Origin of the sequence: Amycolatopsis sp. NPDC004079, assembly GCF_040610415.1 — a bacterium.
Taxonomy (GTDB): Bacteria; Actinomycetota; Actinomycetes; order Mycobacteriales; family Pseudonocardiaceae; genus Amycolatopsis; species Amycolatopsis halotolerans.
This window is the reverse complement of record NZ_JBEXMH010000003.1, coordinates 97,324-121,906: the sequence shown is the minus strand read 5'-3', so window position 1 is coordinate 121,906 and position 24,583 is coordinate 97,324. Positions and strand designations below refer to the sequence as shown.

The following is a 24,583-nucleotide window of genomic DNA, read 5'->3' as shown; positions in this document are numbered from 1 at the left end:
GGTTGTCTCGGTTTTGCACCACCGCGGAACTGTGCCGTTCCGCCCGAAAACCGAAATCATTTTTTACTCTCGAGGAGAAATCACCTGTGACGAACGACGCTGTGCACGAGAGGCGGGGCGCGACGCGCTTCGGCCGTCTCGCGTCTCGTGCGTTGTTCGTCGTCGGCGGCGCGCTCGCGGCCACCGCGGCAGCGTGGGCCGTCTCCTCTTCCGCCGCTTCGGCCGACACGGTCGACGCGAACGTCACGCCGGTCACCGACGCGACGGCCGCCGGAATCGGCGACGTCACCGACGGCGCGGCCCGTTTCGCGGGCGACGTCACCGGTGCGGCGCAAGGGCTTTCGTCGTGCGGCCAGGGCGCCACCACGTGGTCTGAACCAGGCACGTCGCGGCCCACCTGCTCGCTCGGCCAGCTCGCCAGTCCGCACCGCGATGATCTCGCCAGCGGCCAGGAGGCCGCCGGAAAGGTCAGCACCGCGGTCAGCGACCTCGGCCAGCACGCGGTCGTCAAGCCGGTGGAGCGCACGCTCGGCTCGCTCGAGCACATCGCGCGCAAGCCGCAGGACGCGCGCCAGGTGATCGCCGACGCGACCACCCCGCCGCCCGCGGCGCAGGATTTCGGCCGGAAGCTGTGGGACCTGCTCGACCCGAGCGCTCCCTCGAACCTGGTCGACCTGCCGAAACTGCCTTCCGCTCCGGCCCCCGGGTCCGAGCAGCAGGTGCCCGCGCCCGGCATTCCCGAGCAGCCCGCCGAGGCGGACCAGAACCTCGGTGCCGCCGCGATGACCACGTCCGACGCACTGCAGTCGGTCTTCCCGTCGATGGACGCGCAGTCCGCCGACCCGGTGCAGGGCGTCGAACTGCCGTCGCGGCACCACGGCGGCGACCGGGGCCTGCCCGGCGCGCCGTTCTCCCCGGCGCAGCTTCCCGCCGCGCCGCTTTCCATCCCGAACTCCCCGGCCGGTGGCAGCACCGCGCCCGGCGGACACCTCGACGGCCTGAACTTCGGCGTCCCCTCCTGGGTCACCGCCGCCGTCGACAACGCCGTGGCGGGTTCGACCCGCACCGGCCTCGCGCACACGCCGCGCACCCCGGGCACGCAGCCCGGCGTCACTCCTGACTGATCCACTTCACCCGCGGGGTCTTTGACGCACCCTCGGACACCTTTGTGTGCCGTTGCCGTCATCGACAGATATCCCGCGGGTTTTTCGCGCGCTGCGCAATTTCCGCGCACGCATTCCCGGTGCATTCCCTGAGAGACAGGGCGCACCGCCACGAACCCGCAAGGGACCCCGATATGAAGGAGAAAAATCCCATGCAGACCTGGGCAAAGCGCGGACTCCAGACCGCGTTGGTCACGGGTGGGTTGCTGATGCTGGGCACCGGCATCGCCTCGGCCGACGAGAACGTGAACCCGGACACCCCGGCCTCCCCGCTTGATCTCAACGTCACCGTCCCGATCGCTGAAGCGAACAACGCGATCGGCACCCCGCTCGGACAGGTTGACCTCCCGTCCCACCAGAGCGAGATCAGCACCAAGCCCGTGACCTCGGCCGCGAAGGAGGCGCTCGCTTCGGCGAAGACGCCCGCCGGCTCCGCGGGCAGCCTGACCGACAGCCTCCCGAAGGCCAACGCGCCGCGGCAGCAGTTCGAGCCGACCCACGACGCGTTCAAGGGCAACAAGGTCAACGGCGACGTGGTCGTCCCGATCCAGATCGTGGACAACGCGGTCGGCGTCATCGGCGACGCGCACGTGCAGGGCGGCGACCACGACCAGACCTACAGCCACAACCAGGACGTCGCGACCGACGGCAAGTACTCGGGCATCGCGGGCAACGTCGTGGCGCTCGACTACGCGCTCCCGGTGCAGATCGCGGGCAACGGCGTCGGCCTGGCCGGCGGCAGCGGCGCGGTGCACGGCGGTTCGGCGCACCAGAGCACCACCGAGACCGGCAACGTCGACACCACCGGCAAGGGCTCCGGCCTGTCCGGCAACGTCGTCGGCGGCCAGTTCGCGACCCCGGTCCAGGTGACCGGCAACGCCGCGTCCTGGATCCTCGGCAACGCCTACAGCGGCGGGTACAACGCCGACACCACCGCCGCCTCCGGCGGTTCGATGAAGTCCAACGGCAAGGGCGCCGCGGGCAGCGGCAACGTGGTCGGCGCGCCGATCGCGCTTCCGGTCAAGTTCAACGGCAACGCCGGCGGCGTGTGGGGCTCGGACGCGGACTCGACCTCCAACTCCTCGGCCGACGCCAAGGCGGGCGACACCCGTCCGGGCAGCCTGAACGGCACCCCGACCTACCTCGAGACCGACGGGGACCAGTCGTTCCTGTCCGGCAACGCCGCCGCCGCGCAGGCCAGCCCGGTCGCGAACGTCGCGTCGGTCGCCGGTTCGTGGATCGGCAACGCCACCACCGGCCAGGCGCTCGACCGCCAGGCCTCGTCCTCCACCCACGAGACCACCGCCACCTCCGGCGGCTTCGTGAAGACGAGCGGCAACGACGCCGCCGGTTCGGCCAACGTGGTCGACCCGGCAGTGGCGCTCCCGGTCGAGGCGTGCGGCGTCGGCGGCACCTACATCGGCCGCGCGGTCGCCAACTGCGACAACACCACCACCGCGACGTCCGGCGACGGCAGCTACACCCGCGGCAACGGCTCGACGCTGACCGGCAACATCGTCAACACCCAGGTGGCGGGCGCCCCCGAGGTGCACGGCATCGGCGGCAGCCACATCGGCAACGCCTCGGGCACCTCGACCGAGACCAAGACGGTCACCGCGGGCAACTACGACGGCAGCCAGGGCAACGACTCGTCCGGCTCGGGCAACATCGTGCAGGTCCCGGTGGCCGCGCCGGCCGAGGTCTTCGGCGTGGGCGGCTCGTTCATCGGGCAGGGCTCGGCCGACGGCTCCGAGACCAAGGTCGTGAAGGCAGGCGGCGGCGGCAACACCGCTGACGACAACGGCTTCCTCAGCTCGAACCTCGCCACCGCGCCGCTGTCCACCCCGGTGCAGCTGTTCGGCATCGGCGGCTCGTTCGTCGGCCAGGGCCACGGCAAGTCCAGCAACGACACCACCTCCACCGCGGGCAACGACGTGCACGCGACCGGTGCGAAGGGCGCGGGCGCGGGCAACCTCGTCGAGGCCCCGGTTTCGCTGCCGGTCCAGGGCCACGGCGTCGGCGGCTCGGTCGCCGGCATCGGCACCGGCATGTCGGACAACCTGACCGACTCGAAGGCGGGCGGCAACGCCAGCGCCGACGGCAAGGACGGCGCGCTCGCCGGCAACATCGTCAAGGCTCCGATCGCCGGCGCCGGCTCGATCTTCGGCGACGGCGTCGCCGGGGGTGCGATCGGCCACGGCACCGCCACCAACGACGTCACCTCGACGGCGGGCGGCGACGCCCTCACCGACGGTGACGCCGGTGCGGTCGCGGGCGACATCGTCGGCGCGGACGCCGAACCGGTCGCGCAGGTCTTCGGCGACGCGGTCTCCGCGGCGGGCGTGTCCTCGGGCGACGCCATGAACAACACCGTCTCCACCGACGCCGGCAAGGACACCACCTCGGGCACCGAGGGCTCGATCTCGGGCGACATCCTGGACCTCCCGGTCCCGGCTGTGGCGCAGGTCTTCGGCGACGGGGTCGCCGCGGGCGGCGTGGCGCACGGGGTCGGCGACAACGTCACCGACGTGACCGACGGCAACGACGCCACCAGCACCGACGGCACCGGCGAAGCCCTCTCCGGCTTCGACTTCTACCACCCGCTGGGTGCGCTGGTGCAGGTCTTCGGCGTGCCGCTGGAGGTGCTCGGCGTGGCCACCGCCGAGGCCCCCAACTCGACCGACGTCGAAGAGCCGCCTGCCATCGACGTGCCGGTCGGCGGCGAGATGGGCGCCGGCGAGCTCCCCGCGATGCCCGCCGTGCCGGGTCTGCCGGGCGGTTCCGCTCCGTCGCTGCCGTCGGCCCCGGCGCTGCCGGGCCTGGGCAGCCTGCCCACCGCCACCACGCTGCCCGCCCCGGCCCTGCCGGGCACCCAGCGTGCTGACGTGCCGCAGGTCAGCGGACTGTCCGCGCTGAACCAGCTCAACCAGCTGAAGGGTGCTTCGGCGCTGCCTTCGGTTTCCGGGCTGCAGAACGGCATCCACCTGCCGTCGGCTCCCGCGGTTCCGGCTCTGCCGGGCGTTCCGGCTCTGCCGGGTGCGGGTGCCGAGCGCGCGGACGTGCCGGCCGTTCCCGCTCAGCTGCCGGTGAAGACCTCGCTGCCGACGCTGGGCCAGCTGCCCTCCTTCGCCGCGGTGCCCGCCGTTCCGGGTGCCCCGACGACGCTGCCGACCGCCATGCCGACCGCTCCGGCCGTGCCGGCGATCGGTGACGCGACCGGCCCGCTGGGTGCGTTCCAGAAGCTGGCCGCGAAGGTGACCGGCATCTTCAAGAAGTGAACCGCTTCGCCTGAAGCGAACCGGGGATAACCCCGGGCGGGCCCGGAAGCCACGTGCTTCCGGGCCCGTTTTTTGTGTGCTGGGTCAGGAGAATTCGAGCGACCGCTTCGCCAGGCCGTGCCAGAAACCGTCGATCACCGTGCGGCCTTCGCCCTCGGCCGAGCTGGCGCCGAGCGACACGAACAGCGGCGCGAAGTGCTCGATGCGCGGGTGCGCCATCGCGGCGGCGGGGGCCTTGTGCTGGAAGTCGAGCAAGGCGTCGAGGTCGCGGGCGCGCAGCACCTCGTCGCCCCAGTGGTCGAATTCCGCGGACCATCCCGGCGGGTTTCCGTTGACGCCGTTGACTTCCCCCATCGCGCGGAGGTTGTGGGTGAAGAATCCGCTGCCGATGATCAGCACGCCCTCGTCGCGCAGCGGCGCGAGCTTGCGGCCGAGGTCGTAGAGCGCCCGCGGGTCGAGCGAGGGCATGGAAATCTGCAGCACCGGGACGTCGGCGTCGGGGAACATCTCCACCAGCGGGACGTACGCGCCGTGGTCGAGGCCGCGGTCCGGGGCGTCGTGCACCGGGGTTTCGGTCGAATGCAGCAGCTTGCGCACCCGCGCGGCCAGCTCCGGAGCACCCGGCGCGGCGTATTTGACCTGGTAGTAGTGCTCGGGGAAGCCCCAGAAGTCGTAGACGAGCGGGACCGTCGTGGTCGCCCCGAGTGTCAGCGGAGCTTCCTCCCAGTGCGCCGAAACGACCAGGATCGCGCGAGGTTTGGCCAGGTCAGCGGACCATTCGGCGAGCTGCCGGGTCCACGTCGCGTCGTCGGCGAGCGGCGGCGCACCGTGGCTCAGGTACAGGACCGGCGTGCGGTTCGCCATGACTGCCTCCGAGTGTTTGAAAGTTCAACTACTACCGTACGCCTGGTTCGCGGACTTGGCGAATTCGTCCTCGGCGGCCTGCTGGATGCGGGAGACTCCTCTGGTGAAGTTCTTCTGCTATCACCGCGACCGCCCCGGCTCCGCCGCGTTGCGCGCCGAGCTGATCGAAGAGCATTGGTCCTATATGGACGGTTTCGAGCTGATCGCGCGCGGCCCGACCCTGGACGGCGACATTCCGACCGGCAGCGTGCACATCGTCGACCTCCCGGACGCCGCCGCCGTCCGCGAATTCGCTTTCGCGGAACCGAATTACCAGGCTGGCGCCTACCGGGACGTCCTGATTCGCCGCTGGGACGACGCTCTAGGCCGCACCATGTGGGAATTCCCCGGTGATCCGGAGGCGGCCAACCTGTACTTGGTGCTGGGCTTGGGCTCCGGCCCCGCCGTCGACCTCGAGCCGTCCGCCGCAGAGTCCTTGATCTCCTACGGCCCGCTGTGGTCCGACGACGGCACCGCCTGGCTCGGCACCGCAGCGCTGGTGCAAGCCGCCGACGCCGACGCGGCCCGCGGAATCCTTACCGCGGAGCACTATGCCGCGATCGAGGTGCACTACTGGCAACCAGGCGGCCGTTCCTGACTGTCAGCGGGCCGACCGCCACACGATTCCGCCAGCAGTCAGTGCGGAAAGCGCGAGAACCGCAGCGAAAACCGTTGTCCCAGTGGTGATTCCGAGGGCGTCACTGAGATATCCGGTGCCGACCGGCAGCAACGCTGCCGGGAGGTAGCCGCCGAAGTTGAGCAAAGCGTTGGCCTCGGCGCGCCTCCGCTCAGGCACGTGAGTGCTGATCAGGGTGAGCCCGCCGAGTTGGCCGAGTCCCTGCGCGGCTCCCGCGAGCACAGCGGTCACGACGATGGCCGCGATCCACTGCGCGTGCACGGCGACCAGCAACGCGGCCATGCAGGCGACGCCCGCCGCCGCACCGGCGAGCAGGATGGCGCGGACCTCGAGCCGCTTCGCCGCGAACTGAACCGCAGTCGCCGCGCCGAACATGACGAACGCGGTCGCCCCGGCGAGCAGGCGATTGCTGGTGCCGAGCACGCTGGCCAGCAACGCCGGTCCGAGGGAAAGCACGAACGACGTCGACGTGATCCCCGGTGCGAAAACCGCGATCCCCAGCACGACGTACTTGCGCTGCTCCCGCGGCACTGCGGGAACCCGGACCCAACCGCCCGCACCGGAATCGACCGGACGCCGCAGCGGCAACCGGATCACCACGACGGCCGCACTGAGCAGAAGCACGGCCGCAACCGCAAAGATCGTCACCGTCGGCCCCGGCAGTGTCTCCGACAGCGCCCCGGCCAGCAGTGGCCCGAGCCCGGCCCCGAACACCATCGCGGTAGACGCCGCGAGCGTCGAGGTCCTCGCACGTTCGCGTCCGCCGACGTCAACCACCGCCGCCATCCCCGCCGACACCGTGATGCCGACCGCGATCCCCGCCAGCAACCGCGCGACCGCCAACGCGAGCACCGAGGTCGCGACCGCGAACAACCCGCAAGCGACGAGCGCGAGCAAAACCCCAGGCAGCACAACGGGTTTACGCCCGAGTCGATCCGACGCGCGCCCCGCCACGAGCAGCGCAGCCAGCAACCCGGCGATGTAGGCCGCGAAGATCACCGTGAGCGTGCCAGCGGAGAATCCAAGCCGGTGCTGCCACAGCACGTACAGCGGGGTCGGCGCGTTCGAAAGCACGAACACCGCGGTGACCGGCCAAGCGGCAAGCCAAGGACTGCCGACCCGCGAGGGTGCGACGACGGCCATGGGTCCTCCAGTACGAGATTAGTCGAACTACTCCTCGAACCTAGCAGTAGTTCGACTAATCTCGTACTGGAGTGGTTGAATGAAGACATGCGCTCGTCCTCGGTGACCGACCCGGATGCCCCGCCCGCCGAACTCCCGCCGGCCCTCCCTGAACCGGCGCGAGAAGACCTGCGGCTGGAAACCGTCCTAGCCGCACTGAGCGACCCGCTGCGGCTGACGATCGTGCGAAAACTCCTGCTGGAACGCGAGGCCTACGACCATCCGTGCGGCTGGTTCGGCTTCGACCGCCCGAAGTCGTCGCTGACTCACCACTTCAAGGCGTTGCGCGAGGCGGGCGTCCTGCGCCAGCGGCAATACGGGCTGGAACGCCGCAGCCGGGTGCGCACGGAAGACCTCAACGCACGCTTCCCCGGACTGCTGGACCTGGTCGAGGAGTGGCAGCCCGCTTCGTGACTCACTTTTGGGGAACGATCGTTCTTGACTGATCATTCCCCAAAATCCTATAGTCGAGGCATGGGCAGGCGAAGGGCGTTCGACGAGGACGAGGTGGTGCGCGCCGCCGTGGGGTTGTTCGGCGGCCGCGCGTACGACGGGGTTTCTGTCGACGACCTCGTCACCCATCTCGGCCTGCACCGCAACAGCCTCTACAAGACGTTCGGCAGCAAACGCGGCCTCTATCTGGTCGCCCTGCGCCGCCACCTCGCCGACGACCTCCGCCCCCTGGCCGAAAAGCTCGCCGCGGCAACGGATTCCGCGACCGTGCTGCGATTGGTTAGTTCGGCAGACCTCGGCCTGCTCCTGCTCGCGGTGGTCGAACGAGCACCGGCCGACGAAGAGGTCGCCGCCGAAGTGACTGCGGCCCTGGCCTCGCTCGACCAGGCAATCGCCGACGCGCTCGGCATCTCCACCGAACTGGCCGCCGCCCTAACGGCTGCCGCATTGGGACTCCGCCTGCGCGGCAACCCCGACGGTGCCGCCGTCGCGCTGACTCAACACCTCGATCCCCTTAACTGACAAGGAAAACAGAAATGGCACTGGTCTCCATCGACGGCGACGACCTCGTTGTCGTGATCGAAGGTCTCGACAAGCTCTGGGCCTTCAAGAGCAGCCTGACCATCCCGCTGGACCACGTCCGCGGCGCGACCGCGGACCCCGGTATCGCCGCCGACCCCAAGGGAATCCGCGCGCCGGGCGCCCACGTGCCCGGCGTGATCACGGCGGGCACGTTTCACCTCGACGGCGAAAAAGTCTTCTGGGACGTCAAGGACCCGTCGAAGGCCGTCGTGCTCGAACTGGCCGACGAGCGCTACGCCCGCCTGGTCGTCCAGGTCGACGACCCCCGCGCGACCGTCGCGCTGGTCGAGAACGCCTTGCGGTGAGCCGATGTTCACCCACCTCACCGCCGTCGTGCTGTCGTTGGCCGGCGTGACAGCCGCCCCGGTCAGCCTCGTGCCCGCCGCCGACCGCGAGATCGTCTTCACTGTCGACGGGACGACGACGTACGGCACCCTGCATGTTCCCGCACACCACACCGGGCAACGGCTGCGCGCCGCATTGCTGTTGCCCGGCAGCGGACCGACCGACCGCGACGGCAACCAAGCGCACACGTCCCCGAACACCTTGGCGCAGGTCGCCGACGCACTCGACCACGACCGAGTCGCCACGCTGCGGTTCGACAAGTACGGCACCGGTCGCACCGGGCTCGGCGCTTATCGCGATCACCCGGAAAAACTGGACTATCCGGCGTTCGTCCGTCAGGCAAAGGCTGCCTACGAGTCGTTGCGCGACCAGCCGGAGACCAACCCGCACGCGCTGACCGTCGTCGGGCACAGCGAAGGCGCGATGACCGCACTGCTGCTCGGCAGCACCGCCCGCCCGCGCCCGACCGGCCTGGCACTGCTGCAACCGCAGGCGATCCGCCTGCTGGACCTGGTAGCGCTGCAACTGCACGCCCAAATCGCCGAGGCTGTCCGACAGGGCCAGCTCACCCCGGAACAACAGCACTCGATCGACGCGGCGATCGACGCCGCCGTCACCGCCGTGCGCGAACACCGACCGGTCGACACCACCGGCCTGCCTCCCGCCGTCGCGCAACTCTTCAAGGCCTTCCAAGGACAGAACAGCCGCTTCGTGGACAGCGACGACGCCGTCTATCCGCCGGACGCCGCAGCATCCCTGCGACCGGGGACCCGGGTACTGGTGACTTGCGGTACGAACGACGCCCAGGTCCCTTGCACCACAACGGACGCCTTGACCGCCGCCCTACGCCGTGCGCACGTCAGCGGACCAGTCCGGATGCCGCTGCCCGGAGTGGATCACCTGCTGCACGACGCCGACCACCCGAGCACCCTCGCCCCGGCTGTGCTCGACGTCCTGCACCGATTCGCCCGATGCTGAGGCGAACCGGACCACGCGTCAGTCGTGGGCGAGGTCGGCGAACCGGCTGTAGTGCAGTTGGTGTGCGACCACGATCGTGCTCGTCGGGCCCGCACGGTGCTTCGCCAGGATCAGGTCCGCTTCCCCGGCTCGCGGGTCGTCGCGTTCCCAGGCGTCCGGGCGGTTGATCAGGATGACGATGTCCGCGTCCTGCTCCAGGGAGCCGGATTCACGAAGGTCCGACAGCATCGGCTTCTTGTCGGTTCGCTGTTCTGGACCACGGTTCAGCTGGGAGATCGCGATCACCGGCACTTCGATCTCCTTCGCCAGCAGCTTTAGCTGACGGGAGAACTCCGACACTTCCTGCTGCCGCGATTCGACGCGCTTGCCGGACGTCATCAGCTGCAGATAGTCGACGACCACGAGCTTCAGGTCGTGTCGCTGTTTGAGCCGGCGGGCCTTCGCCCGGATTTCCATCATCGTCATGTTCGGCGAGTCGTCGACGAACAGCGGGGCCTCGGACACCTCGCTCATCCGGCGGGCCAGCCGCGTCCAGTCGTCGTCGGACATCTTGCCGCCTCGCATGTCGGCCAGGCGGATTTTCGCCTCGGCCGACAGCATGCGCATCACGATCTCGGTGCGGCTCATTTCCAGCGAGAAGATGACGCTGGTCAGGCCGTGCTTGATGGACGCGGAACGGACGAAGTCCAGCCCCAAAGTCGACTTGCCGACACCGGGTCGGGCCGCGACGATGATCATCTGGCCGGGGTGCAGGCCGTTGGTCAGCTCGTCGAAATCGGCGAACCCGGTCGGGATGCCCTGGGACTGCCCGCCGCGCGAGGCGATCGCGTCGATCTCGTCCATGGTCGGCTGGAGCAGGTCCTCCAGCGCGACGTAGTCCTCGCTCGTGCGGCGTTCGGTGACGTCGTAGATCGCGGCCTGTGCGCGGTCGACGACCTCGTCGATGTTCGCGCCGTCGGCCGCGGCCGCGCCGTAGCCGTACTGGACGATGCGCGTGCCCGCTTCCACGAGGCGGCGCAGCACCGCCTTTTCGGAGACGATCTCCGCGTAGTAGCCCGCGTTGGCCGCGGTGGGCACGGTCGCGATGAGCGTGTGCAAGTACGGCGCCCCGCCGACGCGGCCGAGTTCGCCGCGCCGTTCCAGCTCGGCCGCCACGGTGATCGGGTCGGCCGGTTCGCCGCGGCCGTAGAGATCGAGGATGCAGTCGTACACGGCCTGGTGCGCGGGCCGGTAGAAATCGCCGGGGCCGAGCGCTTCGATGACGTCGGCGACCGCGTCCTTCGACAGCAGCATGCCGCCGAGCACGGACTGCTCCGCCGCGATGTCCTGCGGCGGCTGGCGGTCGAACCCGCCGGGGCCGGGGTCGCTCGGACCCGGATCGGACTCCGCGTACGCCGGACCGCGGTCATCGGTCACCGCCACTGCCCGGACACCTCCCCTCGCCCCGCCGTCGTCCCGGCTGGCCCCGTTGTCTCGCGTGCGCCTGTCCTGTGCCGAACCGCGTCCGCCCGCCGCCTCGCGCAGAGGCCAGTCCAGGCGAACACCTGTTCGAGTATGCCGGAGTCGGCCCGGCTTTCCCACCCGCCCGTCCGGTTCACTTCGATGATGGACCGGGCGGTTCCCCGCGCCGGTGACCGCCACGCGGAGCCACCGGGAGTACTGGGCGCGAACGCACGCTAGGTCCCCCGGAAGGACGAGCGCAAACCCGGGTGTTGACCGTGCTGTGGATAACTTGTGGATGACTGGGGGCAACGAATCACAGGTATCCGTGAGCCTGTGGACAAAGTGGGGACAGTGCAGATCGGCTTCGCTGAACCCGCAGGTCAAGCCCTGTGCAGAGACTGTGGAGAACTCCGCGAAAACTCGTTCGGCGTGTCGTGTCGAACTGGTTCTTCGGCGTGTCGCACCTGGGTTGGTCCACCGCCCTGTGGATGGTTGCTACGCACGGTAGATCACCGACCCGATGGGCTGAACGAAGGAGAATTCCCCACGTGGCCTACTCGATGACTGCGCACAGTGAGCGATCAGGCAAAAGCGCAGGTTAACCGCGTGCAAACGCGAAACCGGGTGAGGTTCACCGGCCGGACACCTCGCGGTGCCGTGCCGGGAACCCCACCCGGAGTAACGCTCGAGGCGCTCAGCCCAAGGCGCTGTGCGCCTGCCGGAGCCGTTCGGAGACCGCCTGCCTCGACCAGGGCGTGTACACGAGAATGGACTCGCGCCCCGGTCGCTCCTCCATGAGCCAGCGCCCTTCGGCGATGTCGACGAAGTTGATCGGCTTCGGAATCCGCCTGCGGGTGCCGCTCGATGTCCGGGCGGCGACGTACAACGTGCCATTGCCGATGCGCGGCGCCTGCATGATCCGCTGAATCTCCTTCAGCGGGGAGGCTTGATGGTTCCGGCCCTGGTCGGTGACCATGATCGAACTCCGCGGTTCAGCGGAGTCGTTGGCCTTCCCGGACTCGAATTCCTTGCGGTCGACAAGCAGCGCCTGCCCAGGAGGCGTTCGCGCGGTCGGGATGATGTCGAGGAAGGTCTCGAGGAGCCGTTCCGGCCGCTGCCGGGTGACGGCGAGCGTCGGCTGCCCGCCGGCCCGGACCAGTCCGAAACCGCCGCCGTTGCCACTGCCCACCAGAGCGGAGAAGTTGGCCGGGCTGCCGTCGTCGAACTGGCCGTCGAACCAGCCGTAGTACTCGAAATGCGGATGGGAGATGGAATCGATCAGCGCGAGCAGATCGCGGTCCATCCCCCGCGGGCCCATCAGCCCGGCCTGCTGAAGCCCCGCGTTGACCTGCTCGTCCAGCTTGCGCTGGTCCTCCGGCACGTAGAACGCGGCGGTCTCGCCGATGATCTTGTGCGGCTCCGCGCCGCGTCGCCGGATCAGGTTGCACAGGGTGTAGGCAGTGAAGGAAACCGGCCGGTCGAGAGTGATCACGTCGCCGAGCCTCATTCACCGATGACCGGCGGAACGGTCATCTGGTCCGAGCCGAAGATGTCGTTGCCGTCTTCTTCCAGCAGGTACTTGGTCTGGTGCTCTTCGTCTTCCTGGCCCTTGCCGCCCTTGGCTCCGCCGCCCATGCCGCCCATGCCGGACGCACCGGCCTTGCCTGCCGCGCCGCCGCCAGCGGCGCCGCCGCCGCCGCGCATTCCGCCCGCGCCCGCACCGCCGGCCTCGCCGGCCATCGCGCCGGAACCGGCACCGCCGGGGCCGAAGCCCGCCGCGCCGAATCCGCCGGGGCCGAAGCCCGCGCCGCCGGCACCGCTGCCTCCTCCGGAGCCGCCAGGTCCGAAGCCGCCTCCGCCGCCCGGGCCGAAGGTGCTCGGGCTGAACTTCGACGGGTCGGTCGTAGGCGGCGTCCAGCCCGAGGTCGTCGTGCCGTCGCCAGGAGGGGTGAACTTGCCAGGCCCACCGGGACCGCCGGGACCGCCCGGCGGGGTGTACTTGGGCGGGGTGTACTTGGGCGGGGTGTTGTTGCCGCCGCCCGGCGGGGTGAACTTCGGCGTGCCCGTCTTCGGCGGGGTGAAGCTGCCGCCGCCACCGCCCGGTCCGCCGGTGAAGCCGCCGCTGCCGCCGGGGCCGGTGCCGGGACCGCCGCCGTACTTGCCGGGGTCGGTGCCGCCGTCAGAAATGTTGTTGCCCTGCCAGACGTTGTACTGCGGCATCCCGCCGGCGTTCTGGGAACTCGAACCGTAGTACGCGGTGTAAGCCTGGACGTTCGTCTGGCTGTCCTTGTTGTACTTGTCGATCTCGTCGTCTTTGTCGCTGAACGGCTGGTGGTCGTACCACTTCATTTCCGGCGGGTTCTGGTCCAGTTTCTGGACCTTCCCGTGCACGTCGTGGAACGCGTCGACCTGGTTGGTCATGAAGGTCTGGCTCTTGCCCAGATTGTTGGCGGAGTCGTCGTGCCAGATCTTGAGCGCGTTCGCGCCCGACTGGGCCGCGCCGGCGCTGCTGCCCTGCCAAGCGCCGTTCATCTTGTTGTTCAGCGCATCGATCTGCTTAGAGCGATCGGCGTGCCGCTGCTTGAGCGAGTCGGCCGCGCCCCGGCCGCCGTCGAGCGAACTGGTGTTGCCCTTGCTGATCTTGTCGTAGATCGTGTACGCGTCGATTGACCCGCCACCGACGTTCGCTTGGGCATGTTCGGCGTGCGGCCCGCCGCTGAAGATGCTGGATGCCGCACCGACCAAGCCGCCGACCACACCGCCGACGACCGCCCCTTCCGGCCCCAGCACCGCACCGTAGGCGGCTCCGACCACCGCACCCTTGGCAGTGTTCTTCAGCGTGCTGCCAGTGCTGTTGTCCTCATTCCCCATAATGAGAATCTTCCTTCCGGGCCTGCTACAGCCGTGTAGCGATCAAGACTCTGTCTTGAGGTGGTTGATCATCGCGGTGCCGATCTTGGCTACCGGAGCGCACGGGTTTTCGACGTTCTTGCCCCTCACGATCGAGGCGACGATGACGACGGACAGCTGATCAGTGACGCCTACGACGAGATCGCACACGCCGGTCTTGCGCGAGTCGTGCGCGGCCGCGAAAACCCCGGGGTACCCAGCGATCTGGGTCTCTTCGAAGTAGGCCTGGCTCGATTTCATCGAGTAGGTGTCGGCGAGGCCGTTTGTGTTCTGGGTAATCGGCGAGAGAGTGATCCCGTTCGCTTTGAGATCGGGGTCGGCGGACTGCCAGTCGCACCCGCGCGGCGTGATGTCGTTGAGTTTCCCGGGCGCCGCGAGGCCGACTGCTTTGGCGTCGTCGTCGCTGAGAGCCGAGCACGGATTGGCGATCAGCTTCTCAGTCGGGAGCGGTGCGGGGACTTTCGGCGCGCCGTTGGCCGTGCTCGACGAGGTGCCGGAACTTGACGGACCGGGATTGCCCGACGCGGGGGGCTCGGCAGTACCGCCGGTCCCGCCGCTGCAGGCGGTCAGCAAACTGAGGGCGACGACGGTGCCGGCAGCGATCCAGGTGATGTGTTTTGGCGTGTGCTGATCAGACCGCACTCTGTCCCTGCTTCTTCATCTCGTCGGAGTTTTGCTGCTCGGTGATGCTGATCTTGTTCTTCGCTGCGGTGAGCGCGTCGATGAAGTTCTTGGTGTAGGCGACCATCTTCTCGTGCTCGTCCAGGAGGCTCTGTCCTGACGGGTTGGCACCCTGGTTGACGAAGGTATGGCTGGCCACCTCGTCGGCAGGCGGGTTCACGTGCGCGATGGTGTCGGCGAACTGGCGGTCTTTTGACAGATCGCCGAGCAGGTCTTGCCACTGCTTGATGACTGAGTCGACCTCGTCCTCGGTGAACTTGTAGCCGCCGGCCTTGCCGTAGCTGCCCACCATGATCGGTGGGACCGGGGGCACCTGGGGCCCCGTATTGGTACCGGATGCGGGAGATCCTTCAGGCATCTCGCTGGCCCCCTTATAACCCATGCCTCGCTCTTCCCCGGCGAGATCAGCATCTTGGATGTTAACGCACGCCAGTTGGTTCCCGCTCGCTGTTGGCAAGTTCGCACGAGGGCATCTGAGCTGGGGACCTGCGGTAGTTTCGCGGTCGCCGGGCAGCCGCCGAGGCGGAAAACGAAACCGCCCCCGGGGAAAAGTCCCCGGGGGCGGTTCGCGGAAAAGACGCGAGCGTCAGTTCGCGGCCACGGCCTTGACCTCGAGACGGAGGTCCACCTTCACGTTCGGGTGCAGGCGGGCGTTGACCGAGTGCTTGCCGACCGTCTTGATGTGGTCGCGCAGGTCGAGGACGCGCTTGTCGAGCAGCGGGCCGCCCTGGGCCTTGATCGCGTCGACGATTTCGCCGGCGGTGATCGAGCCGAACAGCTTCTTCGAGCCCGCCGCGGCCTTGCCGGTCAGCTGGATCGCGCCGAGGCCCTCGAGGGTCGCCTTGATTTCCTTGGCGTGGTCGAGGTCGCGGATGCGGCGGGATTCCTGTGCGCGCTGGATCGTGCGCACGTTCTTCTCCGCGCCCTTGCTGGCCACGATGGCGTAGCCGCGCGGCAGCAGGTAGTTGCGGGCGTATCCGTCCTTGACCTCGACGATGTCGCCGGGGCCGCCGAGGTTCGCCACGTCGGTGGTGAGAATGATCTTCGCCATGACTACGGCTCCCCTCAGCGCGCGGTGGACGTGTAGGGCAGCAGCGCCATCTCGCGCGAGTTCTTCACCGCGATGGCGATGTCGCGCTGGTGCTGGCTGCAGTTGCCGGTGACGCGACGGGCACGGATCTTGCCGCGGTCGGAGATGTACTTCCGCAGCAGGTTGGTGTCCTTGTAGTCGATCGTCTCCGGGCGGCCCTTCTTCTCGGCCTTGCAGAACACGCAGACCTTCTTCTTGGGCTTGCGAATGGGTGGCTTGGCCACTGGTGTACTCCTGGAATTCTAGAAAGAGATGAGATCAGAACGGGGGTTCGTCGGAGAAGCCTCCGCCGCCGCTGCTGGCTGCCGGGGCCGAGCCCCACGGGTCGTCGGCGGGCGCGCTGTTGCCGCCTCCGCCGCCGCGGTTGCCGCCGCCACCGCCGCCGTTGAAGCCGCCGCCACCGCCGCCGAAGTCACCACCGCCGCCGCCACCGCGGCTGACCTTGTTGACCTTCGCCGTCGCGTAGCGCAGCGAGGGGCCGATCTCGTCGACCTCGAGCTCTACGACGGTGCGCTTCTCGCCTTCCTTGGTCTCGAAAGACCGCTGCTTCAGCCGCCCCTGCACCACCACGCGGGCGCCCCGCGTGAGCGACTCGGCGACGTTTTCCGCCGCCTGCCGCCAGATGTTGCAGCGCAGGAACAGGGCCTCGCCGTCCTTCCACTCGCCGCTCTGGCGGTCGAGCGTGCGCGGGGTGGACGCGACGGTGAAGTTCGCGACCGCCGCACCGGACGGGGTGAAGCGCAGCTCCGGGTCGGACGTCAGGTTCCCGACCACGGTGATGACGGTGTCTCCAGCCACGGATGGCGTCCCTTCGGATCGGGCTCGGATCAGGCCTTGGCGGGCGCGGGCTTGGCCGCGGCCTTGACCTCGCGGCGCATGACCTTGGTGCGCAGCACGGTTTCCTGCAGCGACAGCTGGCGGTCCAGTTCCTTGACGGCCTCGGACGTCGAGTTCAGGTCCAGCAGCGCGTAGATGCCCTCGGCGTTCTTCTTGATCTCGTACGCCAAGCGACGGCGGCCCCAGACGTCGACCTTCTCGACGCTTCCGCCCGAAGTGCGGATCACGTTGAGGAAGTTGTCCAGCGTGGGCGCGACCGTACGCTCGTCAAGCGTCGGGTCCAGGATGACCATTACCTCGTAATGGCGTGACATAACCACTCACCTCCTATGGGCTCGCGGTCACGGCGGATTCCGTGACAGGAGGGTTTGTCCAGGTAAGCGTACCCGGCGGGTACGACAGTCCCGTCCGGCGGGTCAGCTGACGCGGCGCAGCACCCAGGTGCGGACCAGCCCGGCGGTGACGCCGGCCAGCACGATCACCGCGAGCAGCATCGGCAGCTGGACGTCGGAGGGCCTGCCCTGGCTCGCCAGCGATTCGGCGTTGCCCGCGTTGCGGATGTCCGGGCCCTGCTGTCCCTGCGGGTCCTGTCCGGCCGAGGGCTGCTGCGGCAGCGCGCCGGAACCGGGCAGCGTGCCGTAGCGCGCGCCGGGGGCGATCGCGGTGCCGAGCACGCCGGGGTTGCCGGGGCTCGCGGTCGGGATGTTGCCGTAGTCGCGCGGCGGGGCGATCCCGGTCGAGCCCGGCTGGTAGTCGCCGAGCGGGTTGCCGCCGCCGTTCTGCGCGGGCGCGTTGCCGTTCGACTGGGCGCCGCCGTTCGACGGCGAGCTCGAGGACGACGGCGCCTGGTAGTTGTTCGCCATCGTGGTCAGCCCGCACGCGGACGCGACCCCGCTGCGGATCCCGTTCAGCACCTTGGTCTTGGTGTCCGGCAGCAGGCCGATGCCCGGCGCGTCCTTCAGCGCGTTCGAGACGACCTGGCCGATCGCGTCGCCGCTGACCGTGCCGCCCGCGGCGTTCGGGATCGTGCCGACCTGAAGGTTGCCCTTGTCCGCGATCGTGTTCGCCAGCGAATCCGGCCACACCGTGAGCAGCCGCCAGAAGTTGACCTGGTCCTTGGCCGATTGGCGGACGATCTCCTTGACCGCCGAACCGGGCACGGCGACCGAATCGCCCATGCCGCCGGTGACCGTGCCCTTGCACTGGTTCGCGAGCGTGGTCGCCGCGGACGCGGAGCCCGCGCCCAGGAACGTGCCGCCGGTGAAGAGGGCGGCGAGAGCGGTGACGGTGAGTGCTCGACGGGTTCGCTTCCAGGTGGGGATTTTCCGCACGAGCACTATCCTCCGGGGTCCGCGGGCATCGTTCGTCGCATCAGGAACAACGAATGGACTCCGGTAAAGATACTGGTGAGTTGGCCTAACCTGCAGCGGCCATTCGGCGGAGCACCCAGGTCCGGACCAGGCCCGCGCTGACTCCGGAGAGTGCCAAAACTGCCACCAGAACTGGCCAGTCCAACCCGTTCGTGTGGTTGCCGCCGGTGCCGGGCAATGCTTCGGCATTACCGGCGTTCTGGATCGTGCGGTCGCCGCCCGAGGTGCCGTCCGGGTTGGAAACGCCGTACTGCGGCGCGTAACCCGGGATCTGGCTGCCGTACCGCAGCGAGGGCGACGGGCTGAACAATCCGGCCATCGCCATCGGGATGCCGCTGTAATCGCGCATCGGCGCGTATCCGGTGCTGTAGCCGTAAGACAAATTGCTGAAATTCGGCAGGAAAGCCGAGAACGGCGCGGCCCCGCCGCCGCTGTAGTCGCCGAGGACCGGGCTGTTCGAGCCCGGCATCTGGGATTGCTGCCCCGGCGAGCCGCCCTGCTGCGGGTTGCCGCCATTGCTGCCGGACGGCGGTTGCTGCGGGTTCGGGCCCGGGTTCTGCTTGCCCGGCTGGCCGCCGCTGAAGGCCTGGCCTGCCGCGGCGACGCCCTGCTGGAGCGTGTTCGTGCCGCCCGCGACCGCGCCGTTGACCGCGCTCGCGGCGGGCGCGCCGATCACCGGGACCGGCGCGACGACGGTGTTCACCACGTTCACCGTGACGTTGCAGACCGCGCCGAGGACCGTGCCGATGGCGCCAGTGAGCACGCCCGAGACCTGGCCGACGATGCCGAGGTCAATCGGGAAACCGAGCAGCGGAGTGGTCGCCTTGACGTGGTCGCCCGGTTTGGCGGTGATGGTGGAACCGCATTTCGGCGTCAGGGTGTCCGCGGACGCGGTACCTGGTGCGGCGAGCGCGGCGGAGCCGGCCAGGACGAGAGCGGCGGCGCCCACTGCGGTTGCCCTCCGTGCCCGGTGCTGCTGCATGGCCGTCGACCTTTCGCCGCGTCCGTTGTACCTGCCTTGCTGAGGACAACGACGGTAACGAAGACGAGTAACGCCCGCCTCCCCTCCGACGTCAGGCATTCGGGTGGAAGCGGGCGCTACTGAGAGTCAATATCAGGCGGGCTTGCGGCGCAGCCACGCGCGCACCAGCGCGGCGGCCACCATCGCGAGCGCCAGCACGGCGATCAGCAGCGGCAGCCGGGCGGGCGGGTTGGCCGCGGGCAGCGCCTCGGCGGTGCCGGACTTCTTCGCGTCGACCGTCGGCACCTGGTCCGGCTGCGGCAGCTGGCCCGGGACGACCTGGGTGACGAGCGGGGCCTGCACGAAGCTCGCCGGGAGCATCGCGGCTCCGGAGAAGATGCCGGACACCGAGTCGAGGCCGGAGAGTCCGCCGACCGAGGTCACCGGGCCGAGCGTGTCGCCGCCGGGGACGGGCTGGCCTGGGCCGCCGGGGCCGGGAGCCGGGGACGGCGGGTTGGGCTTCGGCGGCTCCGGGTTGGGTCCCGGCGGCCCAGGCGGCTGCGGGACGAGCGGCGGTACTCCGCTGACCAGGCCCTGGGTCGCGTTGCCGACACCGTTCGCCGCGGCCTGCACCATCGGGCAAGTGTCCTTCGCGGCCGTGTCGCCAACAGCTGGGACCTCGCCGACGCCCAGCGTGCGCGCGACATCGCCGACCGGGACGTTGAGCAACGTGTTGTTGCCGTCGGTCTGCTTGGCCTTCGAATCGAGACCGACCGTGAGCCGGTTCGGCGCGTTGAGCGGAGCGCCCGCGTCGAGCGCGAGGCCGTTGCCGTTCTTGCCGTTCTGCAGGGTGGATTCGCAGTCGCCGCTCACGGTGGGGCTGGGATCCGCGGCGGCGGTGGCGGGAAAGGCGAGAACCGCGGACAGCAGCGGCGCCGCGAGCGCGACCCCCAATGCGGTCATCCGTCCAGCGCGCTTCCGCATGCCTTCCTCCCCCGATGTGCTCACTCCGAATGGATCACGGAACGCGCTCACGGTACTCCACGAGCGTCACCAACTCGGGCGGAAGGGGGAGATTCGCCCGGTAGTAGCGTCAGGGCATGCAGATTGGCGCCCATGTCCGCGACGACGATCCGCTGGCCGCCGTCGCCGAGCGAGAAGCCGACGTCGTCCAGTTCTTCCTCTCCGACCCGCAGGGGTGGAAGGCACCGAAACCGCATCCGCACGGCGAGGAGATCAAGGCCTCCCCGGTCGAGGTGTTCATCCACGCGCCGTACCTGATCAACGTCGCGTCCAAGAACAACCGGATCCGCATCCCGTCCCGCAAGAACGTCACCCAGCACGCCGACGGGGCCGCCGCGATCGGCGCGAAGGGCCTGATCGTGCACGGCGGGCACGTCGGCGCGGGCGACGACGTCGAGGAGGGCTTGGTCAACTGGCGCAAGCTTTTCGAGCGCGAGGCGGAAAAGGGCGGCTTCGCGGTGCCGATCCTGATCGAGAACACCGCGGGCGGCGACAACGCGATGACCCGCGAGCTCGACGTGATCGCCCGGCTGTGGGACAAGGTCGGCGAGTTCGGCGCGGGCTTCTGCCTCGACACCTGCCACGCCTACGCGGCGGGCTGGGATCTCGCGACCGCGGTGGAGAAGGTCAAGGCCATCACCGGCCGGATCGACCTGGTGCACTGCAACAACTCCCGCGACGAGCACGGCTCCAACCGCGACCGGCACGCGTCGGTGGTCGACGGCGACGGCACGATCGAACCGGAGCTGCTCGCCGAGGTCGTGCGCCAGGCGGGCGCGCCGGTGGTCGTCGAGACGCCGGGTGATGGCCAGGCCGCCGACATCGCGTACCTGCGCAAACAACTCGCCTGAGAAGCCGTGAAGGGAACCCTGCGGGAATCAGAGTCCCTCAGGGTTCCCCTCACGGACTTCAGGAGACGGGTTGTTCGGTGCGGGAGCGGCGGAAGGCGGCGAAGGTGACCTTGTCGCGGGCCCGCTCCAGCACGCCGCCAGCCGGATCGTCGTCTCCGGAGAGCCGGACCAAGTCGGTGCGCGGACGGTAGATCTCGCGGAGCACCAGCACGCACAGCCCGACGACGGCGAGGTCGCGGATGACCACCCCGCCGAGGAACCAGCCCGCCGGCAGTCCTTTGTGGTCGACGCCGAGGTAATAGAACATCCGCGGCGCCCACACCGCCGCGTCGATGACCATCCAGCCCAGCAGCAGCCGCCAGCGCGGGATCGCCAGCACCGCCAGCGGGACGAGCCACAGCGAGTACTGCGGGCTCCACACCTTGTTCGTGAGCAGGAACGCCGCCACGACGAGGAAGGCCAGCTGTCCGAACCGCGGCCGTCTCGGCGCGGTGAGCGCGACGTACGCGATTCCCGCGCAGCAGAGCACGAACAGCACGGCGACCACGATGTTCAGCACGGCCGGGGTCTGTCCTTTTTGGAGCACGCCGTCGAAGCCCGCCCAGCCGGTGGCGTAGGAGACGACGTTGTAGAGCGAATCCGGGTCCATCGGGCGCAACGTGTTGAGCCGGAAGAACTCCCACCAGCCGCGCGGCGCGGCGACGATGAACGGGACGTTCACCACCAGCCAGGCCAGCACGGTGAACGCAGCGGTCCGGCTCCACGCGCTCAGCTTCCCGGCGCGCAGGCACAACAGGAACAGCACTCCGAGCAGTAACAACGGATACAGCTTGGTGGCGACGCCGAGTCCAAACAGGACTCCGGCGACTTCCGGGCGTTTTCGCGACCACGCGAGGATCCCGGCGGCGGTGGCCGCGGCGGCGAGCGCGTCGAAGTTCGTGAAGGCATGGACCAGCACCAGCGGCGAGACGGCGACGAGCACCGCGTCCCACGGCCGGCGTTTCGTCGTCCGCCCGGTGGCCCACACGGTGACCAGCCAGGCGAGCGCGAGCCAGAACGCGGAGATGTTGAAGTAGATCGCCACCGGCAGCGCGCCGGGCAGCCAGCCCGCGTTCGCGACCGACGTCCAGCCCGCCGCGAGCTTCGCGTTGATCCACTGGAACAGGCCGGTGACCACCGGGTACTCCATGTACCGGGTCTGGTTCTCCGCGGTCTGCGAATCCTCCTGCCACGACGTGACGTACGGGAAGGTGTGCGCGTCGTCGAGCTTTTCCGAGCTGTAAAGCGGGACGATGTCGGAGTAGCACATCGCGACGAACGGACGGCCGGAGCGCCAGTCGAGCTGGTGCACGCCGTTGGAATCGCTGTACTGCTGGATGCACGAAGCCTTGCCGAACCAGCACACCACCAGCGCGAGCACGGCCATCGCGAGCCCGACGCGCTGCGGCGACCAGAACCACTGCCTGCCCACCGCCGCGTGCGCGCCGATCGGACCGCCGACGGGTCTCGTCGCCGCGGCCACCAGCGGGTCGTGGCGGCTGGGGGCGATTCGCTCCGCCGGGGTGAGCGTGCGGGGAGCCGAATCCGGCTCGTCGGCGGGGTCGGAGACGCGGGACACGTCGGGATGCTATCGGTCCGCGGGTGGGCTGCCGGTCATTTCGGATCCGCATAGAACCCGGCAAGCACCTCGAAAGCCGCGCCGAGGGCCACCGCTTCCTCGTCGAGATCGCTCAATTCGACGTCGATGCGCTGCCAGTACGGCACCGGCAGCAGGTCCCGCAGCTGCTGCGAGACCGTTTCGCGGTAGACCTCGGGCGCGCCGCGGATCGTCCGTCCGAACAGGACGATCCGCTCGAGATCGAGCACCTGCACCAGGTCGGCGAGCCCGATGCCGAGCAGCCGGGCGGCGTCGTGCGGGGTGCCCGCGGCGCGGTGCATGACCTCGACGCAGCCGCGGCGGCCGCAGGCGCAGCGCGGTCCGGCGTATGCGATGGTGGTGTGGCCGAACTCACCCGCGTTGGTGCGCGGGCCTCGGTAAACGCGTCCGTCGATCAGCAGTCCGACGCCGATTCCGGTGCCGACGAGCACCACCGCTGTCGCCGCCGAGGTTTCCTCCGGCCAGGCGTGCGCGAAGGCGGCGGAGTTGGTGTTTTTGTCCAGCGTGACCGGCAGCCCGGTGCGTTCGGCGAGCAGATCGCGCAGCGGGACGTCGTGCCAGCCGGGCATGTTCGTGGCGTCGCGGACGCGGCCCGCGTGGTGGTCGAGCGGTCCGACCGCGCCGACGCCGAGCCCGAGCACGCGCGCCGGATCGAGGTCGGCGAGCAGTTTGCGCACTCCGTCGGCGATCGCGGTCACCGCGACCTCCGGGCTGAAGCCGATCGGCAGCGGGCCTTCCACGATGTCCTCGACCTCGCCGGTCAGGCCGGTGCGCAGCACGAGGTAGCCGTCCCGGTCGAGCTGCGCGCCGAGTGCGCAGCGGGCTTCCGCGCGCAGCCGCAGCATCGTGCGCGGTTTGCCGACCCCGGCCGCGGGTGCGCGTTCGACGTCCAGCAGCCCTTCCGGCAGCAGGTCGGACACGATTTTCGACACGGCCTGCTGGGTCAGCCCGGACCGCTGCGCCAGCTCGACCCGGCTCAGCCCGCCCGCGCGCAGGATGTGCCCGAGCAGCAGCGCGCGGTTGTGGCGTCGCAGCCCGCGCAGGTTGACGCCGGTTTCCGCCATCGGCCGATCATCTCGGACGGGTGGCCTATTACGCAACAGTGTTGTTTAATAGGGGTCATGGCTGATGAAGCGCGGGTCGGCATCCTCGGGTACGGGATCGGCGGCCGGATCTTCCACGCGCCGCTGGTCGCGGCGACGCCGGGCCTGGTCCCGGCCGTGCTGGTGACCGCGAACCCGGACCGGGCCGCGCAGGCGCGCGCCGAGCATCCCGGCGCCGAGGTGGTCCCGGACGCGGACGCGCTTTTCGCCCGCGCGGGTGATCTCGACCTGATCGTGGTGACCACGCCGAACCGCACGCACGTGCCGCTCGCCCTCCGCGCGATCGAGGCCGGGATTCCGGTGGTCGTGGACAAGCCGTTCGCGCCGACCGCGGCCGAGGCGCAGCAGGTCGTCGACGCGGCGAAGGCCAAGGGCGTCGGGCTCACGGTGTTCCAGAACCGCCGCTGGGACTCGGATTTCCGCACCGTCGGCAAGGTGCTCGGCTCCGGTCGCCTCGGCGAGGTCTTCCGCTTCGAATCCCGCTACGACCGCTGGGTGCCGAAGATCAAGGACAACTGGCGCGAGTTCGGCGACCCGGCCGAGGCGGGCGGTCTGCTCTACGACCTCGGCGCGCACATCGTCGACCAAGCACTGCAGCTGTTCGGCCCGGTCACCCAGGTCTACGCGGAGGTCGACCGCCGCCGCCCCGGCGTCCAGGTGGACGACGACGTGTTCGTGGCTCTGCGCCACGCGAACGGAGTGCGGTCGCACCTGTGGTCGTCAGCGCTGGCGGGCACCCGCAACCCGCGGTTCCGCGTGCTCGGGGATCAGGCGACGTTCACCAAATATGGCCTCGACGTCCAGGAACCGCAGATCAAGGCCGGTCTCCGGCCTGGCGACGACGGCTGGGGCGTGGAGCCGGAAAGCGACGCCGGCCGGCTCGGCGTGAACGACGAAACCGAACTGGTGCCGACCGAAACCGGTTGCTACGAAGCGTTTTACGCCCAGGTCCGGGACGCGCTGCGCGGCGATGCGGACTTCCCGGTCGACCCGGCGAGCGCGGTCGAGACCTTGCGCGTGATCGAAACCGCGCACCGCTCCGGTGCCGAAGGCCGCGTGATCACCCTCGGCGGCTGAGGCCGCCCCTGAACGGCCGTGGCCGCGACGGCCTCCCCCCACCGTCGCGGCCACGGCCT

At 69.6% G+C, this 24,583-nt stretch carries 25 protein-coding genes; 9 read left to right on the top strand and 16 right to left on the bottom strand.

The genetic code is table 11. The features are described 5' to 3' along the window. Positions 1-86: 86 nt before the first annotated feature. Both ABZX37_RS04190 and ABZX37_RS04185 read left to right on the top strand, forming a co-directional pair. Complete coding sequence (locus ABZX37_RS04190) at positions 87-1,124, top strand: hypothetical protein (RefSeq protein WP_354735816.1); 1,038 nt, start codon at positions 87-89, stop codon at positions 1,122-1,124. Positions 1,125-1,315: 191 nt separating this feature from the next. Further along, complete coding sequence (locus ABZX37_RS04185; RefSeq protein ID WP_354735814.1) at positions 1,316-4,441, top strand: PE-PGRS family protein; 3,126 nt, start codon at positions 1,316-1,318, stop codon at positions 4,439-4,441. An 84-nt stretch (positions 4,442-4,525) separates the two neighbouring features. Here ABZX37_RS04185 and ABZX37_RS04180 read toward each other — a convergent pair whose 3' ends face one another. Continuing rightward, positions 4,526-5,305, bottom strand: coding sequence for a class III extradiol ring-cleavage dioxygenase (locus ABZX37_RS04180; RefSeq protein WP_354735812.1), 780 nt, complete (start codon positions 5,303-5,305; stop codon positions 4,526-4,528). 103 nt (positions 5,306-5,408) lie between these two features. Here ABZX37_RS04180 and ABZX37_RS04175 point away from each other — a divergent pair, with 103 nt between their 5' ends. Continuing rightward, complete coding sequence (locus ABZX37_RS04175) at positions 5,409-5,942, top strand: YciI family protein (RefSeq protein WP_354735810.1); 534 nt, start codon at positions 5,409-5,411, stop codon at positions 5,940-5,942. Positions 5,943-5,945: 3 nt separating this feature from the next. On the opposite strand, the gene ABZX37_RS04170 is transcribed toward ABZX37_RS04175, so the two are convergent. Then, on the bottom strand, positions 5,946-7,124 hold the full coding sequence (locus ABZX37_RS04170; protein ID WP_354735808.1) for an MFS transporter: 1,179 nt from the start codon (positions 7,122-7,124) through the stop codon (positions 5,946-5,948). A gap of 87 nt (positions 7,125-7,211) precedes the next feature. On the opposite strand from ABZX37_RS04170, the gene ABZX37_RS04165 reads away from it, so the two are divergent. Genes ABZX37_RS04165 through ABZX37_RS04150 form a run of 4 tightly spaced genes read left to right on the top strand, consistent with a single transcriptional unit; the run spans position 7,212 to position 9,521 of the window. Beyond that, positions 7,212-7,577 (top strand): ArsR family transcriptional regulator, encoded by a 366-nt coding sequence (locus ABZX37_RS04165; RefSeq protein WP_354735807.1) that lies wholly within the window; start codon positions 7,212-7,214, stop codon positions 7,575-7,577. Positions 7,578-7,637: 60 nt separating this feature from the next. Then, on the top strand, positions 7,638-8,138 hold the full coding sequence (locus ABZX37_RS04160; protein ID WP_354735805.1) for a helix-turn-helix domain-containing protein: 501 nt from the start codon (positions 7,638-7,640) through the stop codon (positions 8,136-8,138). Positions 8,139-8,152: 14 nt separating this feature from the next. Next, the gene (locus ABZX37_RS04155) at positions 8,153-8,503 is read left to right on the top strand and encodes a hypothetical protein (RefSeq protein ID WP_354735803.1); all 351 of its coding nucleotides are present in this window, start codon (positions 8,153-8,155) and stop codon (positions 8,501-8,503) included. A 4-nt stretch (positions 8,504-8,507) separates the two neighbouring features. Then, complete coding sequence (locus ABZX37_RS04150; RefSeq protein ID WP_354735802.1) at positions 8,508-9,521, top strand: alpha/beta hydrolase; 1,014 nt, start codon at positions 8,508-8,510, stop codon at positions 9,519-9,521. Positions 9,522-9,539: 18 nt separating this feature from the next. Here ABZX37_RS04150 and dnaB read toward each other — a convergent pair whose 3' ends face one another. The 12 genes from dnaB to ABZX37_RS04090 all read right to left on the bottom strand — a co-directional run bounded on the left by dnaB (position 9,540) and on the right by ABZX37_RS04090 (position 19,797). Further along, positions 9,540-10,943: a replicative DNA helicase gene (gene dnaB, locus ABZX37_RS04145; protein ID WP_037809085.1), complete on the bottom strand. Its 1,404-nt coding sequence runs from the start codon at positions 10,941-10,943 to the stop codon at positions 9,540-9,542. 715 nt (positions 10,944-11,658) lie between these two features. Further along, positions 11,659-12,456, bottom strand: coding sequence for an ESX secretion-associated protein EspG (locus ABZX37_RS04140; protein WP_354735801.1), 798 nt, complete (start codon positions 12,454-12,456; stop codon positions 11,659-11,661). Positions 12,457-12,467: 11 nt separating this feature from the next. Further along, a complete protein-coding gene (locus tag ABZX37_RS04135) occupies positions 12,468-13,835 on the bottom strand; it encodes a hypothetical protein (RefSeq protein ID WP_354735800.1) in 1,368 nt (455 codons plus the stop codon). A gap of 42 nt (positions 13,836-13,877) precedes the next feature. Beyond that, positions 13,878-14,516, bottom strand: coding sequence for a DUF3558 domain-containing protein (locus tag ABZX37_RS04130; protein ID WP_354735798.1), 639 nt, complete (start codon positions 14,514-14,516; stop codon positions 13,878-13,880). Next, positions 14,506-14,868 carry a hypothetical protein gene (locus tag ABZX37_RS04125; RefSeq protein WP_354735796.1) on the bottom strand — a complete coding sequence of 121 codons (363 nt, stop codon included), beginning with the start codon at positions 14,866-14,868 and terminating at the stop codon, positions 14,506-14,508. Before ABZX37_RS04125 ends, ABZX37_RS04130 begins: the two co-directional genes overlap by 11 nt. 273 nt (positions 14,869-15,141) lie before the next feature. Further along, entirely contained in the window at positions 15,142-15,606 is a 465-nt protein-coding gene (gene rplI, locus ABZX37_RS04120) for a 50S ribosomal protein L9 (RefSeq protein ID WP_009085244.1), read from the bottom strand. Positions 15,607-15,620: 14 nt separating this feature from the next. Beyond that, positions 15,621-15,869 (bottom strand): 30S ribosomal protein S18, encoded by a 249-nt coding sequence (rpsR, locus tag ABZX37_RS04115; protein ID WP_009085242.1) that lies wholly within the window; start codon positions 15,867-15,869, stop codon positions 15,621-15,623. 34 nt (positions 15,870-15,903) lie between these two features. Then, positions 15,904-16,443 (bottom strand): single-stranded DNA-binding protein, encoded by a 540-nt coding sequence (locus ABZX37_RS04110; RefSeq protein WP_354735793.1) that lies wholly within the window; start codon positions 16,441-16,443, stop codon positions 15,904-15,906. A 29-nt stretch (positions 16,444-16,472) separates the two neighbouring features. Continuing rightward, the gene (rpsF, locus tag ABZX37_RS04105; protein WP_344282605.1) at positions 16,473-16,796 is read right to left on the bottom strand and encodes a 30S ribosomal protein S6; all 324 of its coding nucleotides are present in this window, start codon (positions 16,794-16,796) and stop codon (positions 16,473-16,475) included. A gap of 102 nt (positions 16,797-16,898) precedes the next feature. Continuing rightward, the gene (locus tag ABZX37_RS04100) at positions 16,899-17,819 is read right to left on the bottom strand and encodes a hypothetical protein (protein WP_354735790.1); all 921 of its coding nucleotides are present in this window, start codon (positions 17,817-17,819) and stop codon (positions 16,899-16,901) included. Positions 17,820-17,898: 79 nt separating this feature from the next. After that, a complete protein-coding gene (locus ABZX37_RS04095) occupies positions 17,899-18,801 on the bottom strand; it encodes a hypothetical protein (protein WP_354735788.1) in 903 nt (300 codons plus the stop codon). 165 nt (positions 18,802-18,966) lie between these two features. Next, positions 18,967-19,797 (bottom strand): hypothetical protein, encoded by an 831-nt coding sequence (locus ABZX37_RS04090; protein ID WP_354735786.1) that lies wholly within the window; start codon positions 19,795-19,797, stop codon positions 18,967-18,969. Between the two features lie 116 nt (positions 19,798-19,913). Between ABZX37_RS04090 and ABZX37_RS04085 the strand changes: the two genes are divergently transcribed. Beyond that, positions 19,914-20,687, top strand: coding sequence for a deoxyribonuclease IV (locus tag ABZX37_RS04085; protein WP_354735785.1), 774 nt, complete (start codon positions 19,914-19,916; stop codon positions 20,685-20,687). Between the two features lie 58 nt (positions 20,688-20,745). On the opposite strand, the gene ABZX37_RS04080 is transcribed toward ABZX37_RS04085, so the two are convergent. Together ABZX37_RS04080 and ABZX37_RS04075 are read right to left on the bottom strand one after the other, a co-directional pair. Further along, positions 20,746-22,305: a glycosyltransferase 87 family protein gene (locus ABZX37_RS04080; RefSeq protein ID WP_354735783.1), complete on the bottom strand. Its 1,560-nt coding sequence runs from the start codon at positions 22,303-22,305 to the stop codon at positions 20,746-20,748. Positions 22,306-22,340: 35 nt separating this feature from the next. After that, a complete protein-coding gene (locus ABZX37_RS04075; protein ID WP_354735781.1) occupies positions 22,341-23,408 on the bottom strand; it encodes an ROK family transcriptional regulator in 1,068 nt (355 codons plus the stop codon). A 57-nt stretch (positions 23,409-23,465) separates the two neighbouring features. On the opposite strand from ABZX37_RS04075, the gene ABZX37_RS04070 reads away from it, so the two are divergent. After that, positions 23,466-24,524 (top strand): Gfo/Idh/MocA family oxidoreductase, encoded by a 1,059-nt coding sequence (locus ABZX37_RS04070; protein ID WP_354735780.1) that lies wholly within the window; start codon positions 23,466-23,468, stop codon positions 24,522-24,524. Positions 24,525-24,583 lie beyond the last annotated feature (59 nt).